Annotated in this window: 21 protein-coding genes and 2 tRNA genes; 9 read left to right on the top strand and 14 right to left on the bottom strand. The window is 43.3% G+C overall.

Annotated elements, in window-relative coordinates:
* Positions 1-289: 289 nt before the first annotated feature.
* Both AB4209_RS08945 and AB4209_RS08940 read right to left on the bottom strand, forming a co-directional pair.
* Positions 290-365 (bottom strand) — tRNA-Val (locus AB4209_RS08945).
* A gap of 69 nt (positions 366-434) precedes the next feature.
* Positions 435-511 (bottom strand) — tRNA-Val (locus tag AB4209_RS08940).
* A 758-nt stretch (positions 512-1,269) separates the two neighbouring features.
* Here AB4209_RS08940 and AB4209_RS08935 point away from each other — a divergent pair.
* Positions 1,270-2,274 carry a porin gene (locus AB4209_RS08935; RefSeq protein ID WP_372055598.1) on the top strand — a complete coding sequence of 335 codons (1,005 nt, stop codon included), beginning with the start codon at positions 1,270-1,272 and terminating at the stop codon, positions 2,272-2,274.
* Positions 2,275-2,401: 127 nt separating this feature from the next.
* Here AB4209_RS08935 and AB4209_RS08930 read toward each other — a convergent pair whose 3' ends face one another.
* A complete protein-coding gene (locus AB4209_RS08930; RefSeq protein ID WP_017065541.1) occupies positions 2,402-3,061 on the bottom strand; it encodes a DUF2726 domain-containing protein in 660 nt (219 codons plus the stop codon).
* Between the two features lie 273 nt (positions 3,062-3,334).
* Between AB4209_RS08930 and AB4209_RS08925 the strand changes: the two genes are divergently transcribed.
* Positions 3,335-3,520, top strand: a complete 186-nt coding sequence (locus tag AB4209_RS08925) for a hypothetical protein (RefSeq protein ID WP_017059179.1) — start codon at positions 3,335-3,337, stop codon at positions 3,518-3,520.
* A gap of 153 nt (positions 3,521-3,673) precedes the next feature.
* Here the strand turns inward: AB4209_RS08925 and AB4209_RS08920 are convergent, their stop codons facing one another.
* Complete coding sequence (locus AB4209_RS08920) at positions 3,674-5,638, bottom strand: GGDEF domain-containing protein (protein ID WP_229647279.1); 1,965 nt, start codon at positions 5,636-5,638, stop codon at positions 3,674-3,676.
* Between the two features lie 261 nt (positions 5,639-5,899).
* Between AB4209_RS08920 and AB4209_RS08915 the strand changes: the two genes are divergently transcribed.
* Positions 5,900-7,006: a M20/M25/M40 family metallo-hydrolase gene (locus tag AB4209_RS08915; protein WP_017059177.1), complete on the top strand. Its 1,107-nt coding sequence runs from the start codon at positions 5,900-5,902 to the stop codon at positions 7,004-7,006.
* A gap of 108 nt (positions 7,007-7,114) precedes the next feature.
* Here the strand turns inward: AB4209_RS08915 and AB4209_RS08910 are convergent, their stop codons facing one another.
* Positions 7,115-7,537: a DUF3859 domain-containing protein gene (locus AB4209_RS08910; protein WP_019824122.1), complete on the bottom strand. Its 423-nt coding sequence runs from the start codon at positions 7,535-7,537 to the stop codon at positions 7,115-7,117.
* A gap of 74 nt (positions 7,538-7,611) precedes the next feature.
* Positions 7,612-7,980, bottom strand: coding sequence for an ATP-binding protein (locus AB4209_RS08905; protein ID WP_102320100.1), 369 nt, complete (start codon positions 7,978-7,980; stop codon positions 7,612-7,614).
* 273 nt (positions 7,981-8,253) lie between these two features.
* Here AB4209_RS08905 and metA point away from each other — a divergent pair, with 273 nt between their 5' ends.
* Together metA and pilW are read left to right on the top strand one after the other, a co-directional pair.
* Complete coding sequence (gene metA / locus AB4209_RS08900) at positions 8,254-9,195, top strand: homoserine O-succinyltransferase (RefSeq protein WP_017066439.1); 942 nt, start codon at positions 8,254-8,256, stop codon at positions 9,193-9,195.
* A gap of 168 nt (positions 9,196-9,363) precedes the next feature.
* Positions 9,364-10,131 (top strand): type IV pilus biogenesis/stability protein PilW, encoded by a 768-nt coding sequence (gene pilW, locus AB4209_RS08895; RefSeq protein ID WP_372055595.1) that lies wholly within the window; start codon positions 9,364-9,366, stop codon positions 10,129-10,131.
* A 90-nt stretch (positions 10,132-10,221) separates the two neighbouring features.
* Here pilW and rlmF read toward each other — a convergent pair whose 3' ends face one another.
* Positions 10,222-11,562 (bottom strand): 23S rRNA (adenine(1618)-N(6))-methyltransferase RlmF, encoded by a 1,341-nt coding sequence (gene rlmF / locus AB4209_RS08890; RefSeq protein ID WP_372055593.1) that lies wholly within the window; start codon positions 11,560-11,562, stop codon positions 10,222-10,224.
* 4 nt (positions 11,563-11,566) lie between these two features.
* Complete coding sequence (locus tag AB4209_RS08885; RefSeq protein ID WP_102320098.1) at positions 11,567-12,064, bottom strand: YgjP-like metallopeptidase domain-containing protein; 498 nt, start codon at positions 12,062-12,064, stop codon at positions 11,567-11,569.
* A gap of 137 nt (positions 12,065-12,201) precedes the next feature.
* On the opposite strand from AB4209_RS08885, the gene AB4209_RS08880 reads away from it, so the two are divergent.
* Positions 12,202-12,438 (top strand): glutaredoxin family protein, encoded by a 237-nt coding sequence (locus AB4209_RS08880; RefSeq protein WP_016786183.1) that lies wholly within the window; start codon positions 12,202-12,204, stop codon positions 12,436-12,438.
* An 89-nt stretch (positions 12,439-12,527) separates the two neighbouring features.
* On the opposite strand, the gene AB4209_RS08875 is transcribed toward AB4209_RS08880, so the two are convergent.
* The gene (locus AB4209_RS08875; RefSeq protein ID WP_372055591.1) at positions 12,528-13,400 is read right to left on the bottom strand and encodes a LysR family transcriptional regulator; all 873 of its coding nucleotides are present in this window, start codon (positions 13,398-13,400) and stop codon (positions 12,528-12,530) included.
* A gap of 110 nt (positions 13,401-13,510) precedes the next feature.
* Here AB4209_RS08875 and AB4209_RS08870 point away from each other — a divergent pair, with 110 nt between their 5' ends.
* On the top strand, positions 13,511-14,710 hold the full coding sequence (locus AB4209_RS08870) for an MFS transporter (RefSeq protein ID WP_372055589.1): 1,200 nt from the start codon (positions 13,511-13,513) through the stop codon (positions 14,708-14,710).
* A gap of 85 nt (positions 14,711-14,795) precedes the next feature.
* On the top strand, positions 14,796-15,362 hold the full coding sequence (locus AB4209_RS08865; RefSeq protein ID WP_102393884.1) for a DUF1415 domain-containing protein: 567 nt from the start codon (positions 14,796-14,798) through the stop codon (positions 15,360-15,362).
* A 28-nt stretch (positions 15,363-15,390) separates the two neighbouring features.
* Here the strand turns inward: AB4209_RS08865 and AB4209_RS08860 are convergent, their stop codons facing one another.
* Entirely contained in the window at positions 15,391-16,461 is a 1,071-nt protein-coding gene (locus AB4209_RS08860) for a diguanylate cyclase domain-containing protein (RefSeq protein ID WP_372055587.1), read from the bottom strand.
* Between the two features lie 213 nt (positions 16,462-16,674).
* On the opposite strand from AB4209_RS08860, the gene AB4209_RS08855 reads away from it, so the two are divergent.
* Entirely contained in the window at positions 16,675-17,250 is a 576-nt protein-coding gene (locus tag AB4209_RS08855) for a nucleoside triphosphate pyrophosphohydrolase family protein (protein WP_139684022.1), read from the top strand.
* A 207-nt stretch (positions 17,251-17,457) separates the two neighbouring features.
* Here AB4209_RS08855 and AB4209_RS08850 read toward each other — a convergent pair whose 3' ends face one another.
* The 4 genes from AB4209_RS08850 to gntH form a co-directional block, all read right to left on the bottom strand.
* Entirely contained in the window at positions 17,458-17,946 is a 489-nt protein-coding gene (locus AB4209_RS08850) for a GNAT family N-acetyltransferase (RefSeq protein ID WP_017068284.1), read from the bottom strand.
* A 115-nt stretch (positions 17,947-18,061) separates the two neighbouring features.
* Positions 18,062-18,571: a hypothetical protein gene (locus AB4209_RS08845; RefSeq protein WP_017068283.1), complete on the bottom strand. Its 510-nt coding sequence runs from the start codon at positions 18,569-18,571 to the stop codon at positions 18,062-18,064.
* 185 nt (positions 18,572-18,756) lie between these two features.
* Positions 18,757-19,272 carry a hypothetical protein gene (locus AB4209_RS08840; protein ID WP_017068282.1) on the bottom strand — a complete coding sequence of 172 codons (516 nt, stop codon included), beginning with the start codon at positions 19,270-19,272 and terminating at the stop codon, positions 18,757-18,759.
* Positions 19,273-19,398: 126 nt separating this feature from the next.
* Complete coding sequence (gene gntH, locus AB4209_RS08835; protein WP_017068281.1) at positions 19,399-21,024, bottom strand: guanitoxin biosynthesis MBL fold metallo-hydrolase GntH; 1,626 nt, start codon at positions 21,022-21,024, stop codon at positions 19,399-19,401.
* Between the last annotated feature and the right edge of the window lie 24 nt (positions 21,025-21,048).

Below are 21,048 nucleotides of genomic sequence, written 5' to 3'. Positions count from 1 at the left end.
AGGTTCATGGGGCGTTTACGATTAACGAGAGCATTCTTTTTAAAAATGTGCTGATGACTATTTCTTAAATGTTCTGTTACTCCAAACTGTATATGCTTAGAAGGTTGTCACAGCATGGTCACCACGCGGTCACAAATCGAGTTTGAGAGATATGAGTCACTTAGCTCATCCAATAATTATTCAACGGGGAGGCAGACAAGAATGATGCTATTTAAGGTACTTTCCAGAAACGCAGACACAAAAAAGCCCACGCTAGGTGGGCTTTTTGCTTGTTCAGAAAGAACGAATTTGGTGCCGCTACTGGACTCGAACCAGTGACACCTTGCATGTCATGCAAGTACTCTAACCAACTGAGCTAAGCGGGCGATGTTCTCATTTCTTATTACTACCATTGTGACAAACTCAATAGTTATGCAATAAAAACAAATAAGGAATGGTGCGTCCGAGTGAACTCGAATCACCGACCCCCGCCATGTCAAGGCGGTACTCTAACCAACTGAGCTACGGACGCATTCCCTTAGAACGCCAACGATGATATCCATGATAAACAGATGGTGCAAGTATTAACTGGCATCTTGCGATTCGTTTGCTCACTTTGCAATCAAAGACATAACAACATGTCGATTTTACACCCAGATTATCGTCAAACCGCTGAAAAACAAAGTTTAGTTAGAAAAAATTCTAATCCTTGATGACAACCAATTAACTAACCTAATGTGTTCAATTTGGGATTTTTGTTGTCTATACCGTTTTTCTTGGCCTTTACAGTAACCATACAGGTATAGATCAATGCCTATATTTAGTGTCAAAAATTTTGCTTGCCCATTGGGTTACCGTAGTATTTTGATCATTATAAGTGAAAGGCACGCAGAGTCTTTGTAACTCACTGAAATACATCATTCATAAAAATCACCACGATTTTGTAATCGTCGTCATCGAATTACTAGGCCGCAATGACTAAATTCGGATTTTTCATATAAAGTGGCCGGGTTATTACCAACATACATAAATACGATAGCACTCTATAGTCGAAAAACATCAGCTGCAATTAATCTCCCTCAAGAGCAACAATCTATAAGCAATTCAAAACCCAACCCCACACATCATAGCCATTTTGAATACATACAGCACAGTAATACATAATGAAATTTGCATAATGGTAAAGCGCGCCTATATTCATAACCTGTAGGAATCAATGATCTAAATTCAATGCTATACGTGAATTTATGGTTTACGATAAATACAAGTGTGAAAAATAGGGAATAAATTATGAAAAAATCACATATCGCCATTGCAGTGGTGAGCATACTATCGACATCTGCCGTATCGGCGGCGACCATTTATGAGACAGATGAAACAGTATTCAATATCGGCGGCCGCGCAGAAGTTCGAGGGAATTTCTCTGATGAGAATAAAAGTACTGATAATAGCACCTATAGTGATAGATCACGCGTCCGCTTAAGTGTCGATGGCACACAAAAAGCGTCGGACGATGTTTCCTTTTTTGGGAAATATGAATTCGAACTAACAGAGTCTGAAGATGGCGCATCAGATGATATCGGCATTAACACTCGATTCTTATATACGGGTGTTCAAACCAATCACGGTAACGTCTATTATGGCCACCAAAATAATGCCGTTACCTACTTAACCGATTGGACGGATATGGCTGAAACCTTCAGCGGCTATATCAATGAATACACGGTGTCGACTGCTGATCGAGCAAAAAATGTTTTACGTTATGAACTGACAAGCGACAACATCACCTTTCAAATTGATGGCAATTTCAATTCAGATAGTGAATCAGCACAAAGTGACGGCTTCGGTGCAGTTGTCGCCGGCAGCACTTCGATTGGGTTAGATATTGGCGTCGGTTATGCGTCAAGTGATGAAACCTATGGCGTTGGGACAGAAACTTCTGATGCCTATATTGGTGCGGTTAAGTACACCAACGATCAGGGGGTTTGGTTCGCCGCACTCTATCAATTTGGTAGTATTTCAGGTCTAGACGTAAAAGATTCAGACTACGATTCTGCCGATGCTTACTTGGGATACTCGTTTGGTGTCAACACCGTCAACCTGACCTACAGCTACTTTGAAGCTGACGATATTGCAGATTACGACATTAACTTTATCGGTCTAGAATACGCACGTTATATTGGCGATGTGGCCTTCTTTGGTAGTTATAAGTTTAACATGTTAGACGAGGGCGAAGGTGGGGAAGGCGATAACGACGAAGATGAGCTACAGCTCGGTATGCGTTACGCGTTTTAGTCTAAACCAATCCACTTAATATTAGTAAAGCCGAGCATAATCAATGCTCGGCTTTTTAGTTTGTATAACTTATTCGTATCTAAGCGATTGAATGGAGTCCAACCGGATGCATTACTATCGATACCAACTATTCTTCAACATCGAATACAACGTTGTAGTTTTCGGTATAGGTGCAGTTTGGCTGGCGGCTACAAGTGAAGAAGCGTCGGCCTTTGTAATCGCCTTGGCTTGCCAGTTTGATGATCATTGGGCTACCACACTTCTTACAAAATCGCACTTCTTTTGATGGCTCGATTAAATCGATGTGTGCTGCCAGTAACCTCTTCAAACGGCTCACTTGGTAGCTGTGTTTAATAGATGCACCAATCAGAGGTAAACCTGCCGATTTACACACGTGAATTAGTAGCTTTTCGCGATCGACTTTCCCTTTATTGAGCTCTTTGCCGTTATCAAGTTCGATAATAACGCGGGGCTCTAGCGTTCGCGGGTCGCAAACAACAAAGTCGAAGTAACTACGTGAGATCTTGTTGTTGGCGATAAACCAATTCTTCTTATTGTTCGTCTTAGCAGGAACAAGTACGTTCGACATGCTGACTTTAGCAAACACTTCCCCATGGTTGCCCACAGCTGATTTTAGCGCATTATAGAATGTCGCCTGTTGCGCCGACATCAACGCGCCTTTCTTCTGATAAGCGTGGTCTTTGGTGTCATCGTGTTTCACCACATACTTTTGAATAAAGTAAAAGAACACAACCAGAACAATTACAACGATAAAGATATTAGTCATTTTCCAACACAATCAAGTCTGTATAGGGATTAAGAGAGTAGCTAGCGTATGTAGAAAAGCATCACCTGGCAAGCAAAAGAGCGAGAGTTGCCAACCAGAATCACGACCTTTGAGCGCAGTGCCCAACGAGAGGTCGCTCCTTCGCTAGACACACCTCTCTTATTTTGATAATTAAATCATCAATTACACTCTAGATTGATTTAGATCAATTTACCTAGATTTGTGATCAACTAGTCTGAAAAACGTTAGGCAAATGTTAATAAGGAAATTGATATGGAACTTAAACAAGACCCAAGATGTTATACCGACGTATGTGTAGATGGTAAATGGTTCCACTATGACCACTGCGGAACCCAAGCCTACATGTTAAAGGGAGGAGCTTCGGCTGTGATTGAACTCGCTAGCGAACCAGCGACAGAAGGCGAATTGGTTGAAATGCTTCAAGGTGTCGCTAAGTAACTCATTTAGAAAATGTTGATATAGATAAACTCGACATATCGCTAAGTAAACCCCACTTCTCACTCAAATTTTGATATTAGCGATCTCAGAGTGTTCCAGAAGCCATTCTTATCTCACGAAGATCAGAATGGCTTTTTGTTTCCAGATTAGCGATTAACTTTCAGCAATGATGACTTGATTCCTACCCGACTCTTTCGCTTGATATAGTGCATCATCCGCGGCTTTGAGGTACTTCTTGTAAGTATCTTGATTGAGTTGCTCATGAACAATACCAATCGACGCTCCTATCGATGTGGTGAGGTCTAAAGAGCCGGAGTGCGTATCAATGGGTGTTTCAGAAATAGCTAAACGGATAACGTTCAACTGTTGCTCAGGATCAATGGAACCAGACAGCAACAAAACAAACTCTTCCCCACCCCATCTTGCCACTACATCGTTTGTTGATAAGATTTTCTCTAAACGCTTAGCGACTTCCACCAGCACTTGGTCACCAATATCATGGCCATAAGTGTCATTAACTTGTTTGAAGCGGTCTAAATCTAGAATAGCGAGCGTATACCCAAACGACGACAAATGATGTGGCATCGGCTGAGTTAACCGTTGCTCTAAGTAACGCCTATTGTATAAGCCTGTCAGTTCGCATCTTGTTGATTGCTTAAGTAGTTCTTTGTTGGTCTTCTGGATCGAGCGTAACCTTATCAATAGTAACGTGGCGCTTATCATCACCATGATACCCAAAGCGACGACGATTCGATTCCGTAATTGCTGCTTATCTAATGTCAGCTCACCCAACTCTTTTTCTGCGTTAAGCAGTTCGTTTTCTTGAGCTAATGATGCCGTAGCGAAATCTTGCTCGAGTAAAAAGATATCACTCTGGCGCTTATCAAATAGCAGCGCTTTATTACCCTTGTAATAGAGCTTGAAGTAGCGAAGTGCGTTCTCGCTGTCGCCTCTTGAATCATAGTATTCAGCAAGTGTTCTTAAGCCGAGGACCTTCCAGCTGCGAGTCCCCACAACATCGAACATTGCAGACGATCGCTTTAGATCAGCAAAAACAAAATTATCTCGGTTCAAACCAATGTTCGCTAAGGCTCTATTTAGGTAACACTGCCCCAATTGAAGTGTGTATTTGTCCACGCCTGGGTATCTAAGACACAAGTTTGCGACTTGTCGAGCTGACTCAAAGTTCTTTTCCGCCAACAACACATCACTCTCTGCTTTTAATAGGATGATTTTGTATCGTTCACTCACGTTATCGCCATTTAGCTTAGCCGCACTTTGATATGCTTCTCGGCCTTTGACTAAATCACCACTGCGCAGATAAGCAAAAGACTCATTCACATGCAGCACGCCGATGGTAGACGCTTCGAGTAGTCCACTCTTGTAATAGAGCTTTTTGGCTCTTTTAATCAGCTTGAGCGCTTTAGGCCAGTCTTCCAAATAGATATAAAGCAGTGCCATATTTGACACTAACTTGCTGTTGTAGATGTGATGAGGGTACTTCTTACCAAGGTCTAAACCTTTATGGAAAAAGTATTGAGCTTCAGGAAAGTCATTGCGGATGTTATTGATGACACCAGCCGTGTTATAGGCCTTAATCAACAACTCTTCATAGTGGAGCGATTCTGCGATATCTATCGCAGCTCTGATTTGGATTTCAGATTCCGCTAGCTCACCCGTACTGATGTATTCGATCGCTAATTCAACGAGAGATTGGGCCTTTAACCAACCCATATGTTCGTGTTGTGCGAGTGCTTTAATCTGCCTGACGTATTCGGAAACCGCTTTGGTATCCAACTTATGTTGCGCGAGGTTCGACAAAATCATCAATTCGTAAGCACGATAGATGGCTTTATCTTGGTCTGGGAACTTGGCTTGGAGAGCCTCAAGTTGTAGGGAAGCTAAATTAGGGTCACCACGAGATACATCGAGAATATCGATCAACGCAGATCCATATTGAGAGAGTGATAACTCTTTCTCTGGACTATAAACACTCGGGTTTTCAGGGCGAATATGCTTTAAATCGTCGTCATAAGTTGGATAGAGCAAATACAGCCCCAGCACAATACTCATCAGCACCACGAAAAGGAATGAACCTAACACATTGTTTCTATTCATTTATCAGGGCCATTATTGATTGAATTCCAATTTTATTGACGTTTTTTTAAGAGCAGTCAAACATTATACCCGACAGATATACAGATTAAAATCCTGCGCACTGGTGGATCTGAATTGGGTTTTTCTCATTAATTAGAATAATCAGGCAACTTTCTTGATTTAACTCAGACAATCATCTACCTCATTGGCGTTATAGTGATTTTCCTGTTCCTACCTCCGCGGCTTCTTTTTGAACAAGCGGAAGCATAATGAGAATTAACAATGACCCAAATTAATGAACAACGTCTTGTAGAACATTTCTGCGATCTAGTGAAAATTGATAGTGAATCTCGTAACGAAAAAGCGATTGCTGAAGCTTTGGCTGAGCAACTCGGTGAACTAGGTTTTGAAGTTCACAAACTGGCGGTTCCTGAAGAAGTGTCTAATGGTTTCAACATCTACGCTCGTCTAGATGGCACTCTTCCAGGTAGCACAGTGTTCAGCTGCCACATGGACACAGTAACGCCAGGCATCGGCATTGAGCCAATCATCGAAGACGGTATCATCCGTTCAAAAGGCAACACAATTCTAGGTGGTGACGACAAGTCTGGTATCGCAGCTATCATGGAAGCGGTTCGTTGCATTAAAGCTGAAGGACAAGAGCACAAAACTATCGAGATTGCATTTACTGTATTCGAAGAAGGCGGTCTGTTCGGCTCTTTGAACTTCGATATGTCTTACATTCAATCTGAGCACGCAATCGTACTTGATACAGGCGGTCCAATTGGCACTATCGTAAACGCAGCGCCTGGCCAGCAGAAGATTGTTGCTAAAATCAAAGGTCGCCCTGCTCACGCTGGTTTAGCACCAGAAGAAGGCATCAGCGCAATTCAAGTTGCTGCAGACGCTATCACTAAGATGAACCTACTTCGTATCGATGAAGAAACGACAGCAAACGTTGGTATTGTTGAAGGTGGTCAAGCAACTAACATCGTAATGCCAGAGCTTAAAGTCGTGGCTGAAGCACGTTCTCTAAACGGCGAAAAGCTAACGGCTCAAGTTGAACATATGATCTCTACATTCCAAGAAAGTGCTAAGCAGTTCGGCGCTGAAGTAGAAATCGAATCAACTCGTGCTTACGATGCATTCGTTATTGCAGACGATCATCCGCACATTCTTTCTATCAAATCGGCGTTTGAGAAGCTTGGCGTAACAGCGAACACTAAACGCACTGGCGGCGGTAGCGATGCAAACAACTTCAACGCAAAAGGCCTGACAACAGTTAACCTTTCTACTGGTATGGCGAAAGTTCACACCACTGAAGAGTACATTGCAGTGAAAGACATGGTCGCAATCACTGAGTTTGTTGTGGCTTACGTAACGCAATAATCGAATCCATTAGTTAGGTAGTCACTTCTATCTAGCACAATGAAAAAAGCCGAGACATCATCACGATGCTCGGCTTTTTGTTGTTTAGGTGAACATAGAAGGTCGAACCTAAAACCCTCTACGCTTCCAGAATTGGCCTTCGTCTTTTGCTACTAGGTCGAATGTCTTGTCGGCGATGATGTTGCCTTTTAGCTCAACCGTCATGCGCCACTTTCCTAGCTTGTTCGAGACAGGAGCCCAGATAGTGTCACCTAAGTAGAAATCCCAGTCATTGTTACCGACATACTCCTCACCATCAAACGGTTCGAGCACTTCACCTTTGTCTGTGGTGATGTTTGGGTGATAAATGCAGTAACGGATCTTCTCACCTTTGGCTTTTTTGATATTCAGGATATAGCCAAACTCTACGTCGATTTCAGCATCAACGGTGGTGGTGAACTCTTGGATTTTTGGAAGGTCTTTAGATTTGGAATCCCACGTGGAATAGATACCATAAGAAGTCATGTCGACCACAACTGAGCGCTTTGCCATTTCAATCTTTACCTTGGAGTTATTCTATTAATTTAATTCTATTTGCCATTCAGCCAAGCTGGATAAGCACGAGGCTATTCTTGCCAATCTTTTGCCATGCGCTTAATCACAGACGGTTCGATGTCGTGAATGCTGCCATATTGCTCTCGGCATACTTCGATGATCAAGTCAGCTTTGTATTTTCTTGCAAGTTGACGGTAAGCCTTCATTTCCCAATGCTTAATAAAGGTATTCGAAACAACCACATCCAACCCTTGCTTCAAGCCATTTTCTGCCGTGTTCTTACACCACCCATGAGCTTGTTGCAGCTGCCTAGGGTCAAAATGGTACTCACCTTGCTCATTCACGTAATACATATCCGCTTCGACATGCAATGCATCGTAGGTTTTTGCTTTTGTTGATTTGCCAGAACCGGGCAACCCTCGGATGAGTATTAACTTCATCTGTCACTTTACAGGCTAATTCGAAAACATGAGTTTATCGTAAATGCTAGCCGCTTGCTCTGATAACTGCCTAGTTCTACATAACAGAACCAAGCACTTATGCCTTACTCAGGTAGTCGTAAAACATTATAAGACTCCCCCGACGTCGGAAGATGGCTTCTGATAGAAAACACAAATAATTTACATCTATCCATTTTGTATATCGACAAGCGTACCAAACTACTATAGATTTAGATGTATAGACGTCTACATATCTAGCTTAGGGAGAAAGCTTTGCCTATTCGCATTCCAGACCAATTGCCAGCATCTGATGTTCTTCGTGAAGAAAACATCTTCGTGATGCCGTTATCAAGAGCATCGACACAGGAAATTCGTCCACTTAGAGTCTTGATCCTCAACCTGATGCCGAAGAAGATTGAAACTGAAACTCAATTCTTACGCCTACTATCGAACAGCCCATTGCAAGTGGATGTAGAGCTGCTGCGCATTGATGACCGACCAAGTAAAAACACACCGACTGAACACCTTGATAACTTCTACCGCCAATTTGAAATGGTCAAAGAAAGAAACTTTGATGGATTGATCATCACTGGTGCGCCGCTTGGCTTGGTTCAATTTGAAGATGTGATCTACTGGGATCACCTGAAAACCATCATGGAATGGGCAAACAAGCACGTTACTTCAACGCTATACGTGTGTTGGGCGGCTCAGGCTGGTTTGAAGTTATTATATGATTTGCCAAAACGCACTCGTAAAGAGAAGCTGTCTGGTGTTTATAACCACGAGATACATAACCCATACCACCCTATTTTACGTGGCTTCGACGATACATTCTTAGCTCCGCACTCTCGCTATGCGGACTTCTCTCAAGAGTACTTAGCGGAACATACTGACCTTGATGTTCTTGCAACTTCTGATGTTGCAGGCGTATACCTAGCAGCAACCAAAGATAAGCGAAACGTGTTTGTAACGGGTCACCCTGAGTACGACTCTCACACACTTCACAATGAGTACATTCGAGATTTGGGTGAAGGCATGGAGCCTGTGATACCAATCAACTACTACCCGAATAACAATCCAGACAACAAACCGGTTGCAAGCTGGCGCAGCCACGGACACTTATTGTTCTCAAACTGGCTAAACTACTGCGTTTACCAACAAACGCCTTACGATCTGGATCATTTCAGCGAAGACAACTTTACCAAAGACGATTAAGTTCTTTCTTCCGATTCACAAACACATAAACCGTGTTCAGTATGTTGTTGATAAAACGACGAATTGGACGCGGTTTTTTTATGGTGTGTGGGTCGCATTCCATGATAGATTTACGACTTCAATGGGTTTGATTTCATATGATGGGTTGGTGTTCATAAGGAGCTTCACATGCCTGCCAAGCCATCATTTTCAGATCCGATTTCGTTGTCCCGCCCTCTTTCGTTATCAAGTGTGGTACTACTTGCCTCGCTTTCCTTGGCCGGTTGTGTCTCTGTCACTGAAGGACCGCCAAAGATTGAAAGTGATCCTATCGCGATGTCTGAATCTCGAATCGAATTAGGTTTGGGCTATATGGGACAAGGCAATATGGTGAGAGCGCGTGAAAACCTTGAGCTCGCGATTAAACACGCACCTAGCTACTACCGTGCTCGGCTTTCAATGGCGCATTACTACGAACAAGTGGGTGAAGTAGATGAAGCGAGAAGCACTTACCGCAAAGCACTCAGTCTTGATTCAAGAAATGGCAATGTATTGAACAACTACGGTACCTTCTTGTGTAAACAGGGCGAATACGAACAAGCCGATAATTACTTCAATCGCGCCATCGACCAACCCTACTACTACTTGGTGTCTGCAAGTTATGAAAACGCCGCGTTTTGCGCATTTAAGGCTGGCAATACCGACCAAGCGAAGTACTACTTCAGCAGAGCGATTGACCACGATCCAAACCGCGTAAAATCGATACTACAGTTATCAAAAATTGAAGTGAGTGACGCCGATTACAATGACGCTCGAATCCGTTTATTCAAATTCCACCAGCGTTATGGCTATCAAATTCCATCGCTTAAAATCTTGGTCGATCTCGAAAACAAAGCAGGTAATAAAGCTCTAGAGCAGAAATATCAGAGTAAGTTAGATGAGTTGCTTTCTGCTTAGGTTATATGCAAAACACAAAAAAAACGGGCTTGTTGCGTTAACAACAAGCCCGTCCGTATTTCAGCTTAATATCTTAACTAAGTGCAGCCGCTATTTTAGCGCGATCCACTCTTGTCTTTGCTCATCGTCCATAAAGGTCCATGCGATAAAGCGACTTACCTTCTGGCCTTGTGACATCTCGACGACTTTCACTTGTTTAGCTCTAAGCTTGCCAAGCTCTGAACGAACCATATCGACGTTATCTTTCTTAGAAATCAATGTCGTAAACCACAAAACTTGAGTAGCAAAAAGTTGACTCTCTCTTGCCATCTTCATAATGAAAGCGGCTTCACCACCTGGGCACCAAAGCTCGGCTTTTTGACCACCAAAGTTTAAGGTTGGTTTAGCTTGCTTAGTTGATTTATTTTGCGTAGTTAATTTGTCTAACTTAGCTGGCTTCTTGTTCGTTTCAGGCTTGAATGACTGACCGGCTTTCTTAGCACGGTTCGCCGCTAGATTATCCAGTTTACGTTGTGACCCCTTTTCAGCCTCTTCAAGAGAGCTGTGGAATGGAGGATTACAAATAGTGACATCGTAACGTTCATTATCCTTAATCACGCCCTTAAAGATAGATTCAGAGTCAGCTTGTAGGCGAGCGCGGATCTTACCTTTTAGATTAGGGTTGCTTTCCGCTATGAAGTTCGCTGTTTTGATGGAGACTGAATCAACATCTGTCCCTGTACAACGCCACTTATACTCTGTCGCACCAATGATTGGGTAGATACAGTTTGCACCGACACCAATATCTAATGCTTTCACAGACGCGTGGTTATAGGGTTCACCTTGGCCATCGCTATTAAGGATGTCGGCCACTCTGTGAATGTAGTCTGCACGACCAGGAATTGGCGGGCACAAGTAACCAGCAGGAATATCCCAATGTTTAACGCCATAGTGATGCGCCAACAAAGCTTTGTTGAGTAGCTTAACAGCCAATGGATCAGAGAAATTAATGGTGTCTTCGCCAACCGGATTCTTGATCAGATGCTCTTTTAGCTCAGGCAAGGCTGCAACTAGTAACTCGAAGTTATAGCGGCCAGTGTGCTGGTTTCTTGGGTGTAATCCACCTTGAGGTTTTTCAGCCGAGCGTCTTTTCTGAGCTGCGTTCTTGTTAAAAGCCGTTTTATTGAAAGAACCCTTATTCGATGATCCTTTATTGGCACCCGGTTTACCTCTGCTATCTTTTGCAAAAGGTCGCTTTGCTTTGTTATTGCCCGCGCCTTTAGGTGCACTATTCTTGCGGCTTTTATCAGATGTGTTCTTTGTAGAAATACGCTTGTCGCTGCTTGGCTTAGCTGTACTTGGCTTAACATCAGCTTGGTTGTCTTTTGTTTTTGCTGATGAAGTGCTGTTTTTCGACAGGCTTAGCGTCGTTCTATTTTGTGATTGGCTCATTGGGCTACTTCTTTAAATCTAAATACATCATGAATAAACGGGCATCCAACTCAAGTTGATGATATTCCGATTCCATGTGACAGCATAGTTGGTAAAAGGCTTTGTCGTGCTCTTTCTCTTTGATATGCGCCAGTTCGTGTACCACCAGCATTCTTAGCAAAGGTTCTGGTGCATTTTTAAAAACACTGGCGATACGAATTTCATTCTTTGATTTGATCTTTCCACCGTGATTCTTAGCAACGTAAGAATGCAGACCTAACGCATTATTGATTAGGTGTATCTTGCCGTCGTAAATCACTTTGCTGATCGGTGGTGTTTTTTTCATGTAGCGATTTTTTATCTCAATCGCATAGTCAAACAGGGCTTTCTCGCTTTTTATTTCATGATTCTTTGGGTAGCGAGCTTCAAACCAAGGCACCAATTTACCCGACTCTACAAGTTGAGTAACAGGATCAAGAATGTGCTTAGGATAGCCTTGAATATAGCGTAAAGAAGGATGCATGCTGAAAGACCGTACAAGTTACACCACGACAATACGTTGTGGTCTTGAAAATTGAGCCGCATAGTGTAACTGATCACACTTTTCTAATCACCTAGGATTCGTTACACTTTAGCGAGATTCACCAAGAGAATGAAAAAATGAAACGTGTTGTATTGTACGTCGCAGACAAATGCCCGCACTGTAAAGATGCCCAAAGGTATTTAGACTCTAAGAAAATTGTTTACCGCCTGACGAATGCAAAGATGCAGCGTGGCCGTAAAGAATTGCAAGCAATGGGTGCTCGTTCTATCCCCGTGCTTAAAATCGGCGATCAAGTGATGGTCGGCTGGAATCAGAAAAACTTCGATAAGATGTATAACTCAAAGAACACCTAACGTGCTCTGAGCCAGTCATACTTCTATACAACAAAGCCCGAATATCCAATCTAGGATGTTCGGGCTTTGTTTATTTAAATCTTACTAAATCACACATACCGCTTAACGAAATCAATAAAGGTTCGGTCTGCTTTTGACAGATACCCTTCCTTTCTCCACGCCAAAGATAGGTTCAGTTTCACAGGGTCTTTAAATGGCACGCCTACGACATCTTCCTCGTATTCTGTCACCAAGCTAAGCAACGCGGTGATGGCAAACTCTCGCTTCACGATAGAAAGAATCATTGGCAATAAATTGGTTTCGAACGCAATGGTCATATCGAGATTGTACTTCTTACAAGTCGCATCGATAAAATCGCGGTGGAAGTAGCCCGATTTGAACATGATCAGCTCTTGAGCAAAAAATTCTTCAAAGGTGATGGATGGTTGCGTTGCCAGTGGGTGATTTTTGCCAACTACAGCTAACATTTCTGAGCTTAACAGGTGGTCAGTTTCAAGATCATCAGGCACGTTTTCATGGTTGATTACGCCAATATCGAGTTCGCCGTTTAACAGCATTTCACGAATAGATGCGGTGCCTGCATCAATCAAGGTCAACTTTAGGTTTGGGTATTGGCTTTTAAAGGCCATCACGACTTGGGGAAAAAAATAACTGCCCATCATACTTGGAGCGCCTAATCGAACCTCGCCTTTCTCTAACCCCTTTAGCTCATTCATCGCGAGTTGAGCGTCATCAAACTGCTGGGCGATTCGCTTCGCATGCTCAAACAGTACCTTTCCCTCTTCCGTTAAGGTGACGGATTTATCGCCTCGACGGAATAGAATCAACTCAAGCGTCTGTTCTAGTTTTTTAATAGAAATGCTCAATGCGGGCTGCGCGATATGCAGCGCTTTGGCGGCCTGAGTGAAGTTACCAAACTGCGCAACAGCCAGAAAATGTCGAAGAGGTTTTGATTCAAGCATGGCGATATATTTAATATATAGGGGTGATATTTTTAATATATTTCTTTAATCACACTTGTGCTGATAACTTGTTCACAAATAGCTTACTAACTCGTGCAGGCACAACGTAAATGTTTGATAAAGGCAGTCTTCAATACAAACGCATCACCCAATCATTGGCGATTGGCTCGTTTATCATTTTCTGTAACCTTTACCTCTTTCAGCCAATCTTGCCGCACATGGCGGAGCACTTCCAAGTATCTGAAACTCAGATCAACTGGTTGTTTGCTGCTACAACACTCGGCCTTTCGATTAGCTTGGTACCTTGGGCAATTGCCTCTGAAACCTTTGGTCGTAAACCCATTATTCTGTTCAGTCTGTTCGCTATTCCTTTGATTGGGCTGAGCATGGTGTTCACAACCACCCTACTACAGCTTGTTATTGCCCGAGCATTCATGGGAATCGCGGTTGCTGCTTTTGCAGGCGTGGCGGTTGCCTATATGGTCGAAGAGTTATCACCGAAAGCATTCGCAGTCGCGATTGGTGGTTATATTGCGGCTAACTCATTAGGTGGTATTTTCGGGCGTGTATTGGGTGGCTTGATTACGGATTATTTCGACTGGCATGCGACAGTTTTGTTTTTCGTTGTCGGCTCTTTGCTTGGCGCTCTCTATATTGCATATAGCTTACCTGACCAACAAAACTTTAAGCCACAGAAAGGCCTGTTCTTTCACCATAACCGCTCTGTAATGATGCACTTAAAAAACCGTACACTGTGGCTCGCGATGTTGATTGGGGGTGCTAACTTTGCTCTGTTCGTTAACCTGTACTCGGTGATGGGCTTTAGGCTAGTCTCTGCGCCTCATTCAGTGCCTGTAGGTTTAGCTTCGCTGATATTCCTATGTTACTTGGCCGGTACGGTCAGCTCTAAGCTCTCCAACAAATGGACACTTCGCTTTGACCCGTTAAGCGGAATATTGATGGGCGTGTGTATTAGCTTAATCGGAATGCTAATTTCTGCAGTCGACAAAGTTCCGTTCATGCTAGCAGGCTTGTTATTGATTAGTGGCGGCGCGTTCTTCGCCCATACCCTTGCCTACTCTTGGGTAAGTCAAAAAGCACCGAGCGCTAAGGCAACGGCAACCGCTCTTTACTTAGTACACTATTACATAGGCGGGAGCTTAGGTGGTTTCTTACTCTTGTATTGCTGGCAACTATTCGGTTGGAATGGCGTGATTGCGGGCGGTTCAATCTTCTATGTTGCGATATTTGCTTGGGTCTACCAATTAAAACAACTTCAAGTATCGGCCTCTAAACTCGCACAAGCATAAGTACGACTAGGGTTGTAACTCAATTATTGCTTTTGATTAACGTCCGTTCTGATATCCTACGCAAAATTTCATTTCGGAACCTGTTATGTCGAACACTCAAAGCACAGATCTTCAAACCATCCACGACCAAGTAAAACAGTGGTTAGACGATGTCGTTATTGGCCTAAACCTGTGCCCATTCGCAGCCAAGCCACAACGTAATAAACAGATTAAGATCTTTGTGAGTGAAGCGAATACGGAAGAAGCGTTACTGGAAGACATCATGACGCATTTCGTAGAGTTAGATAATACGCCAGTTGCTGAATTAGAGACGACTTTAGTGGTGGTTCCTAACATGCTGCAAGACTTCTTCGACTACAACATGTTCATTGATTGGGTTGAAGCGTTGATCAAACAGCAAGACTGGGAAGGCGTTTACCAAGTGGCAACGTTCCATCCTGACTATTGCTTTGGTGGTGCGGATCCAGAAGACGATGAAAACCTAACGAATCGCTCTCCATACCCTGTTTACCATTTGATTCGTGAAGCAAGCATGGAAAAGGTACTGAAGCACTACCCTAACCCTGAAGCGATCCCAGACACCAACATCGCAAGAGTTGAGTCTTTAACGCCAGAAGAACGCCGTCAACTGTTCCCTTACTTGTTTAGTTAATAGTTCAGTTAATCGCTAACAAGATGGTTCAAATTCCTGAGCGCTCTTGATGATATGGACGAGAAATGAACTGATCTCGTCCATTTTGTTTCGCAATGTACAGACACTCATCGGCAACTTTGATGAGCTTATCTAACGCCGACACCCTTTCCCCTTTGGTATCCCCTGTACTCAACTCAAAATGACACGCACCAATTGATATAGTGACAGGCTTTCGATCCAGTGTGATTTTCTTCATCTCTTGCAAAAGAGTCATGAACTTATCTTCAACATAATTTGGTGTTTTATTTGGATACCAAAGAATGAACTCTTCACCACCAAAACGCGCCACAAACTCACCCTTTTGAGTGTTATTGTTCAGCACGCTCGCCACTTTCTTTAATACAACATCGCCCATTTGGTGACCGTAAATGTCGTTAACCTGTTTAAAGAAGTCGATGTCGACAACCGCCAAGGTTCCCTTTCCTAAAGAGCCTTTTAACTGCTCGACTTCCGCATTCAACGTTTTAAACAAGCAACGTCTATTTGGCAAGTGTGTCAGAGGATCATACAGAGCTTGGTACTCTAACTTCTCATTCAGCTCTTTGAGTTTTCGTTCTTGCTGTCTTCTAACCAGCTCCACTTCAATCCATGATGCCATTAGTCTCATCACGTCGACATCGAACTCTTTGAACTCGCGATGATAGGGGGCTGGGCTTGAAAAGTTTAAAGTGCCATAAAGCTCATCATTAACGAAAATCGGGATGCCAATATAAGACTCTAAACCAAAAGACTGGTAAGCGGGATGCGTCGCATACTTATCGTGTTTGCCACAATGCTCAATGCAGATAGGACCAATCGATTTACATGTAATTTCGCAATAGGTTGAACGATAATCGAAGATATCGCCACTATTGAGCTCAACCCCTTCAGGTGTGACAGAGTGTTCAACTAAGTAAGTATTACCCTCGACTTTAGATAAAATACCGATATCAAGGTTGAAGCGTTCAAGCCCCATGATAAGCAGCTGAGCGATCTGAATATCGAAGCCCTTCCGGTAATCATTGGTGATTTGATACAAGCGACGTATAACAATTTCGCTTTCACTGGCTTGGTTCATAAATGAGGCCCCACTGCAGCCGAAGTTAATGGCAACATTAATATTTGGTATATTAAGAAGAGTAAAGTGTAAAAAAACATAATAATCAATTGGTTTGTATGCAAAATACCTCATTGGTCCAATGAATAAAAGTCGACTTCTTCGACTTTGCGTTAGCACCCTATTCCTAGCTTTGGTAAAATAATCCATTAACGAAACAGAATGGATAGGAAAATGAACCTTTCTCAACTAAGCCAAGAAATCTACGATCACCTTTACCGCGACATTGAAGAGTTCCGCAGTACTTTTGATCTGCCTGTTGCTGATCCTGAAACAATGGACGAAAAAGGCGATACGCTACATACCTCTCTAGCGATCGAAGAACTAACAGAACTTGCAGAAGCTGACTCTAAAATCGAACAAGCGGACGCTATTGTAGACAGCGTTTATGTTTTGATGGGACGCTTGGTTCACCTTGGTCAAGCTAAGGTTGAAGACAATCTAGCAATCAGCTACCTGATCGACCTACTGTTGAATGTTTCTAAAAACCGCTCAATTGACTTCTTGCCTTGCTGGGACGAAGTACACTCAAGCAACATGAGCAAAGTATGCCGCAACGAAACTGAATACGCTGAAACAGAAGCTTTCTATGCTGAGCAGAACATCAAGCTGATGGCGGTTCAAAAAGGCGAATACATCATCGCTAAGTGTGCGGAAGATTTCGTATCTGAAGGCAAGACAGTTCGCCAAGGTAAAGTACTAAAATCTGTACACTACCGTCCTGCGAACCTTGAGCCACTAACGGCTTAAGTTGCACTGAGTATGAAGCTGTTAAAACGAGCAGCTCACTAAAATAGCAAACGCCACGTTTAAATAACGTGGCGTTTTATTATCTGTCAGTTAATTCTAACTGTGTTAATCGTAGCTGTGTGCTTATTGTACCCGAGTGTCAGTTGTAGCTTTGTGTTAAATGCAGCTGTGTGTTAATTGTAGCCGAGTGTTAATTGCAGCTAAATGCTATACCAGTCGAGCCATATGATAAGCCGCTACATATTCGCCGTTTCTAAAGGCAAATCCTGCTGACTCCCCTTCAATCACGAAGCCAAATTTCTTATACAGGCTGATCGCTCTTTCATTATCGGTGTATACCGTTAACTCCATTCGCTTGATGTTAATCCAGTTATCACACAAGTCGATCGCGGTCGCGAGCAGCTGACTACCCACACCTTTGCCTAGCACATCGTCTTTAACACCCATACCAAATGAAGCCACATGTCGTCTTCTTGGATTCACGCACACTTCCATTCCCAAGTTGCCAACAATCTCATCGTCGATCATCGCAACATACGAGTACACGTTATCAGGCATATTAGAGATTCGTTTTTGCCAGCTTTCCAGAGATGGATTTGGGAGTTGCAGCGTACCGGTATAAGCATTAGTGCATTCGTAAACTTCTTTTATTCCCTTTGCATCTGACGGTTCAGACCGTCTCACTATAATACTCATCGCAACTCCTACTATTTTCATCGCTAAATATGAAACACATCCTTAATGTACACCTAGACACACTATCAAATAGTGAATATTTAACAATAGGTTAGATGAACTTATCTTATTGGGCTTAATTGATACTGAGTAAACGCCCTCTCTCAATATCTTGCTCAAGTACCTCCGGCGTTAAATCGCCATGTCCATGGTGGTCATGATTATGGTGATGACCATGATCGTGTCCGTGGGAATAACCTTTGTGTTCATTTGCTCTTTGAGCTAACTTGTGTGAGTCCAAATAGGTATCAGTTAAATCAGCACAATATTCTTCGGTCCATAAACGTCGAGCCTCATCATCACTCATGATTTGCTCGGCTTTAGGACCCAATTTGTCCATGTAGAACATCCCCAGCTCCTCACCTTCTACATTGGCGTGGTTGATAAGGTTCATAAACGCAGGCTCTTGATTCTCATCTGATAGATGACCATTTTTGTAACACACGGTTAGACCAATAATATCGTCGCCAAGTTTCTCTAATTCAGGGTTAAAATGATTGTGACTATGATTATGTTCGGCAGCGGCGACATGCATTGGAGTAAGTAAAACACATGCGATAGCCAGTAGCTTAATGGTATTTTTCATGGGATAGACCTTCTGTATTTTCGAATACAAATTTGATTAGTTGGCTGACTTAGCTTCTTGTGAGATGAGCTAAGTTAAGGGGAACTTCAAGACCATTTCAGCCTGAGTACCCCTCTGTCTCACTACAAATAATCAATATGATTGGATAACGAGGCTCGATATAACGAGCGTTCTATAGACAAAAATCACTTATCAACTACGATTCTTGCTGGTGCGATGGTGTAAGTCATTGGCTTCACCTCCCATTCACCTTTTGCTTCCAATGCAACCGCTAGTGCTTGCGCCTCTTCACATACCTTCGCTGGTTTTCCGTCAGCCCAGTATGATGGACCCGAAGTGTAGCCGCACATCACTGAAAACGTGTGTTGGCCATTCTTTGTGGTGTATTCCGTCATAATGACACCACCTTCTCCATGCGTTATTTTTAGCGAGCCTTCATCGGCGACATGCATTGCATCGGAAGGATTCGGTTTGACATACGTTGTGTAGGTCCCACCATCTGACATGGATTGGTTGTCATACATGGTGTAGCCTTCTTTTTCTGAAGGTAAGGTCAGTTCGTAGTTAGGATCAATATCCGCTAAACGTTCTGAGTTATTCGTCGCACCAGGTTGATAGTTGTGAGCATTGGATTGTCCGTTAGCGAAAACAGACGCTGACACTAAAGATAGAATGACGACCGCTAAAATTGATTTTTTCATAATGAACTCCAGATATTCTAAGCAAAGATGTTGTAAGCAATAGTTTTTATGATTGAGTAAGAGAATGGGTTTATTTACCTAACTTTTTAGGATGTGAGGGCAATATCAGCCCTCACTGCAAATACCCTATTTGTTGTCGGTTCCTGCTCCTTCACCAGGCTCAGTTGGACGACTTACCGACTTGCGCTCAAGGTTGTGGTGAGCACGCACTCTATCCATGTATTCTTGCTTGGTGTTCATACCTTGCTTCATTGCTTCTGGTACTTGTTCAGCTGGGATCACGATGTCACGGTCGACTGGCCACTCAGTTAACAGCTCTGGGTGGTAGCCTTCTGGGTAGTACAGTTTTGGATCCAACTCTAAATCACGAATCTCTTGTTCTTGTATGTCTTCACGGCTGTTTTTCGGCAGCGGGATTCTAAAGTCAGACCCATCGGCCATATCAAATTGTGGCGCTCGCGCATTCGGGAAATCAGGTAAAATACCTTCACGAACCCACGCATTATCTTTAGTCATGTTAACGACAATGCCATCTGGCGCACCGAAGTGGTAAGGCCCTTGCCAATGGTGGCGAACCTCTGCAACGGTTTCCTCATTGAGATATGGGTCGAATGTCATGTGCGTTGTCATGAACAAGCGCGGTTGTACTTCATTCGCCACATAACCCGCCGCGTACGCTGGTGTATGGTGAGTATCAACGGTGTAACGTGCTAAGAATGGCGGTACACCTTGAATAATCGAAGACACACCAAACGTTTCGGTTTGCAGCTCAGTAATGAACAAGTCTGCACCTTTTGCGTATTTCAAATCTAACTCGGTTGGGCGACCGTCTCCTGTCCAAACAAACGAAAGCACTCGACCGTCATCTTGAGTCCAATTCAAGCGGTAACCAGACGCGCCATCTTTTGCGTGACTGCGTCGCCAGTGAATCACTTCCACATTGTCTTGGTCATAGATAACACCTCCGTCGTCGCGGAAATCAAACTCGTGTACCACTATGTCGTTGCCTGATGGGAACACATCAAATGCGTCGGTGTGCCAGTTCAACATTTGCTGCATGCCTTCAATCATATGACGAGTGCCATATTCTGGAGTCGCACCACTCGGACCATAAATGTTAAGCGGCTTTTCCCAGCGACCATTCCAACCACCAAATTGATACAGGTAAGGTAACGAGCCGTAATGGTCTACGTGTAAGTGAGTAATGAAGATATGGTCGAGTTCATTCATCGCGACACCCGCCGCTACGTAGTTCGCAATTGATCCTTCACCTAAATCAAAGACAAAGTTAGAGCCGTTACCCAATTCGACGTATATCGAGGTGTTTGCCTGCCCCGGGCGAATCATTGGTGATGTCCCCATGAACGTGACACGCATTTCATCCGGTTGAACTTCTTCAGTGCGTGGGAACCAGTTGGCGCCCGACACCATGTGATCGCCATAAGGTGCAATGCCCTCAAACATCAGGCCTTCTTTCCAACCTGAATTGGTTTCTTTGCGATAGTCACCATTGTTTACACCGCCCATTAACACAGAAAGCACCTCTTCTTCTGAAGAGTACAAGTTCCCCTTAGGTTGAGTGCTCAGATACTCTTCAAGGGTTTCACCCTCGTGATATTCAAATTTCTCGAGTTTTTGAATATCAGAGTTAGTTTGCTTGGTGTTGTATTGCATCATTGGGTCAGCAGCAAAAGCGGTTGTCGTGATGATCATTGCTGTAGAGATGATTGATAATTTTGCGAAAGTTCTCATAGTTTCACCTATCGGTCTGAGTAT

It is taken from the genome of Vibrio sp. 10N.286.48.C11 (assembly GCF_041469805.1).
Classification (GTDB): domain Bacteria; phylum Pseudomonadota; class Gammaproteobacteria; order Enterobacterales; family Vibrionaceae; genus Vibrio; species Vibrio crassostreae_C.
Note: the sequence above shows the minus strand (reverse complement) of the source record. Positions and strands in the feature narration are given on the sequence as shown.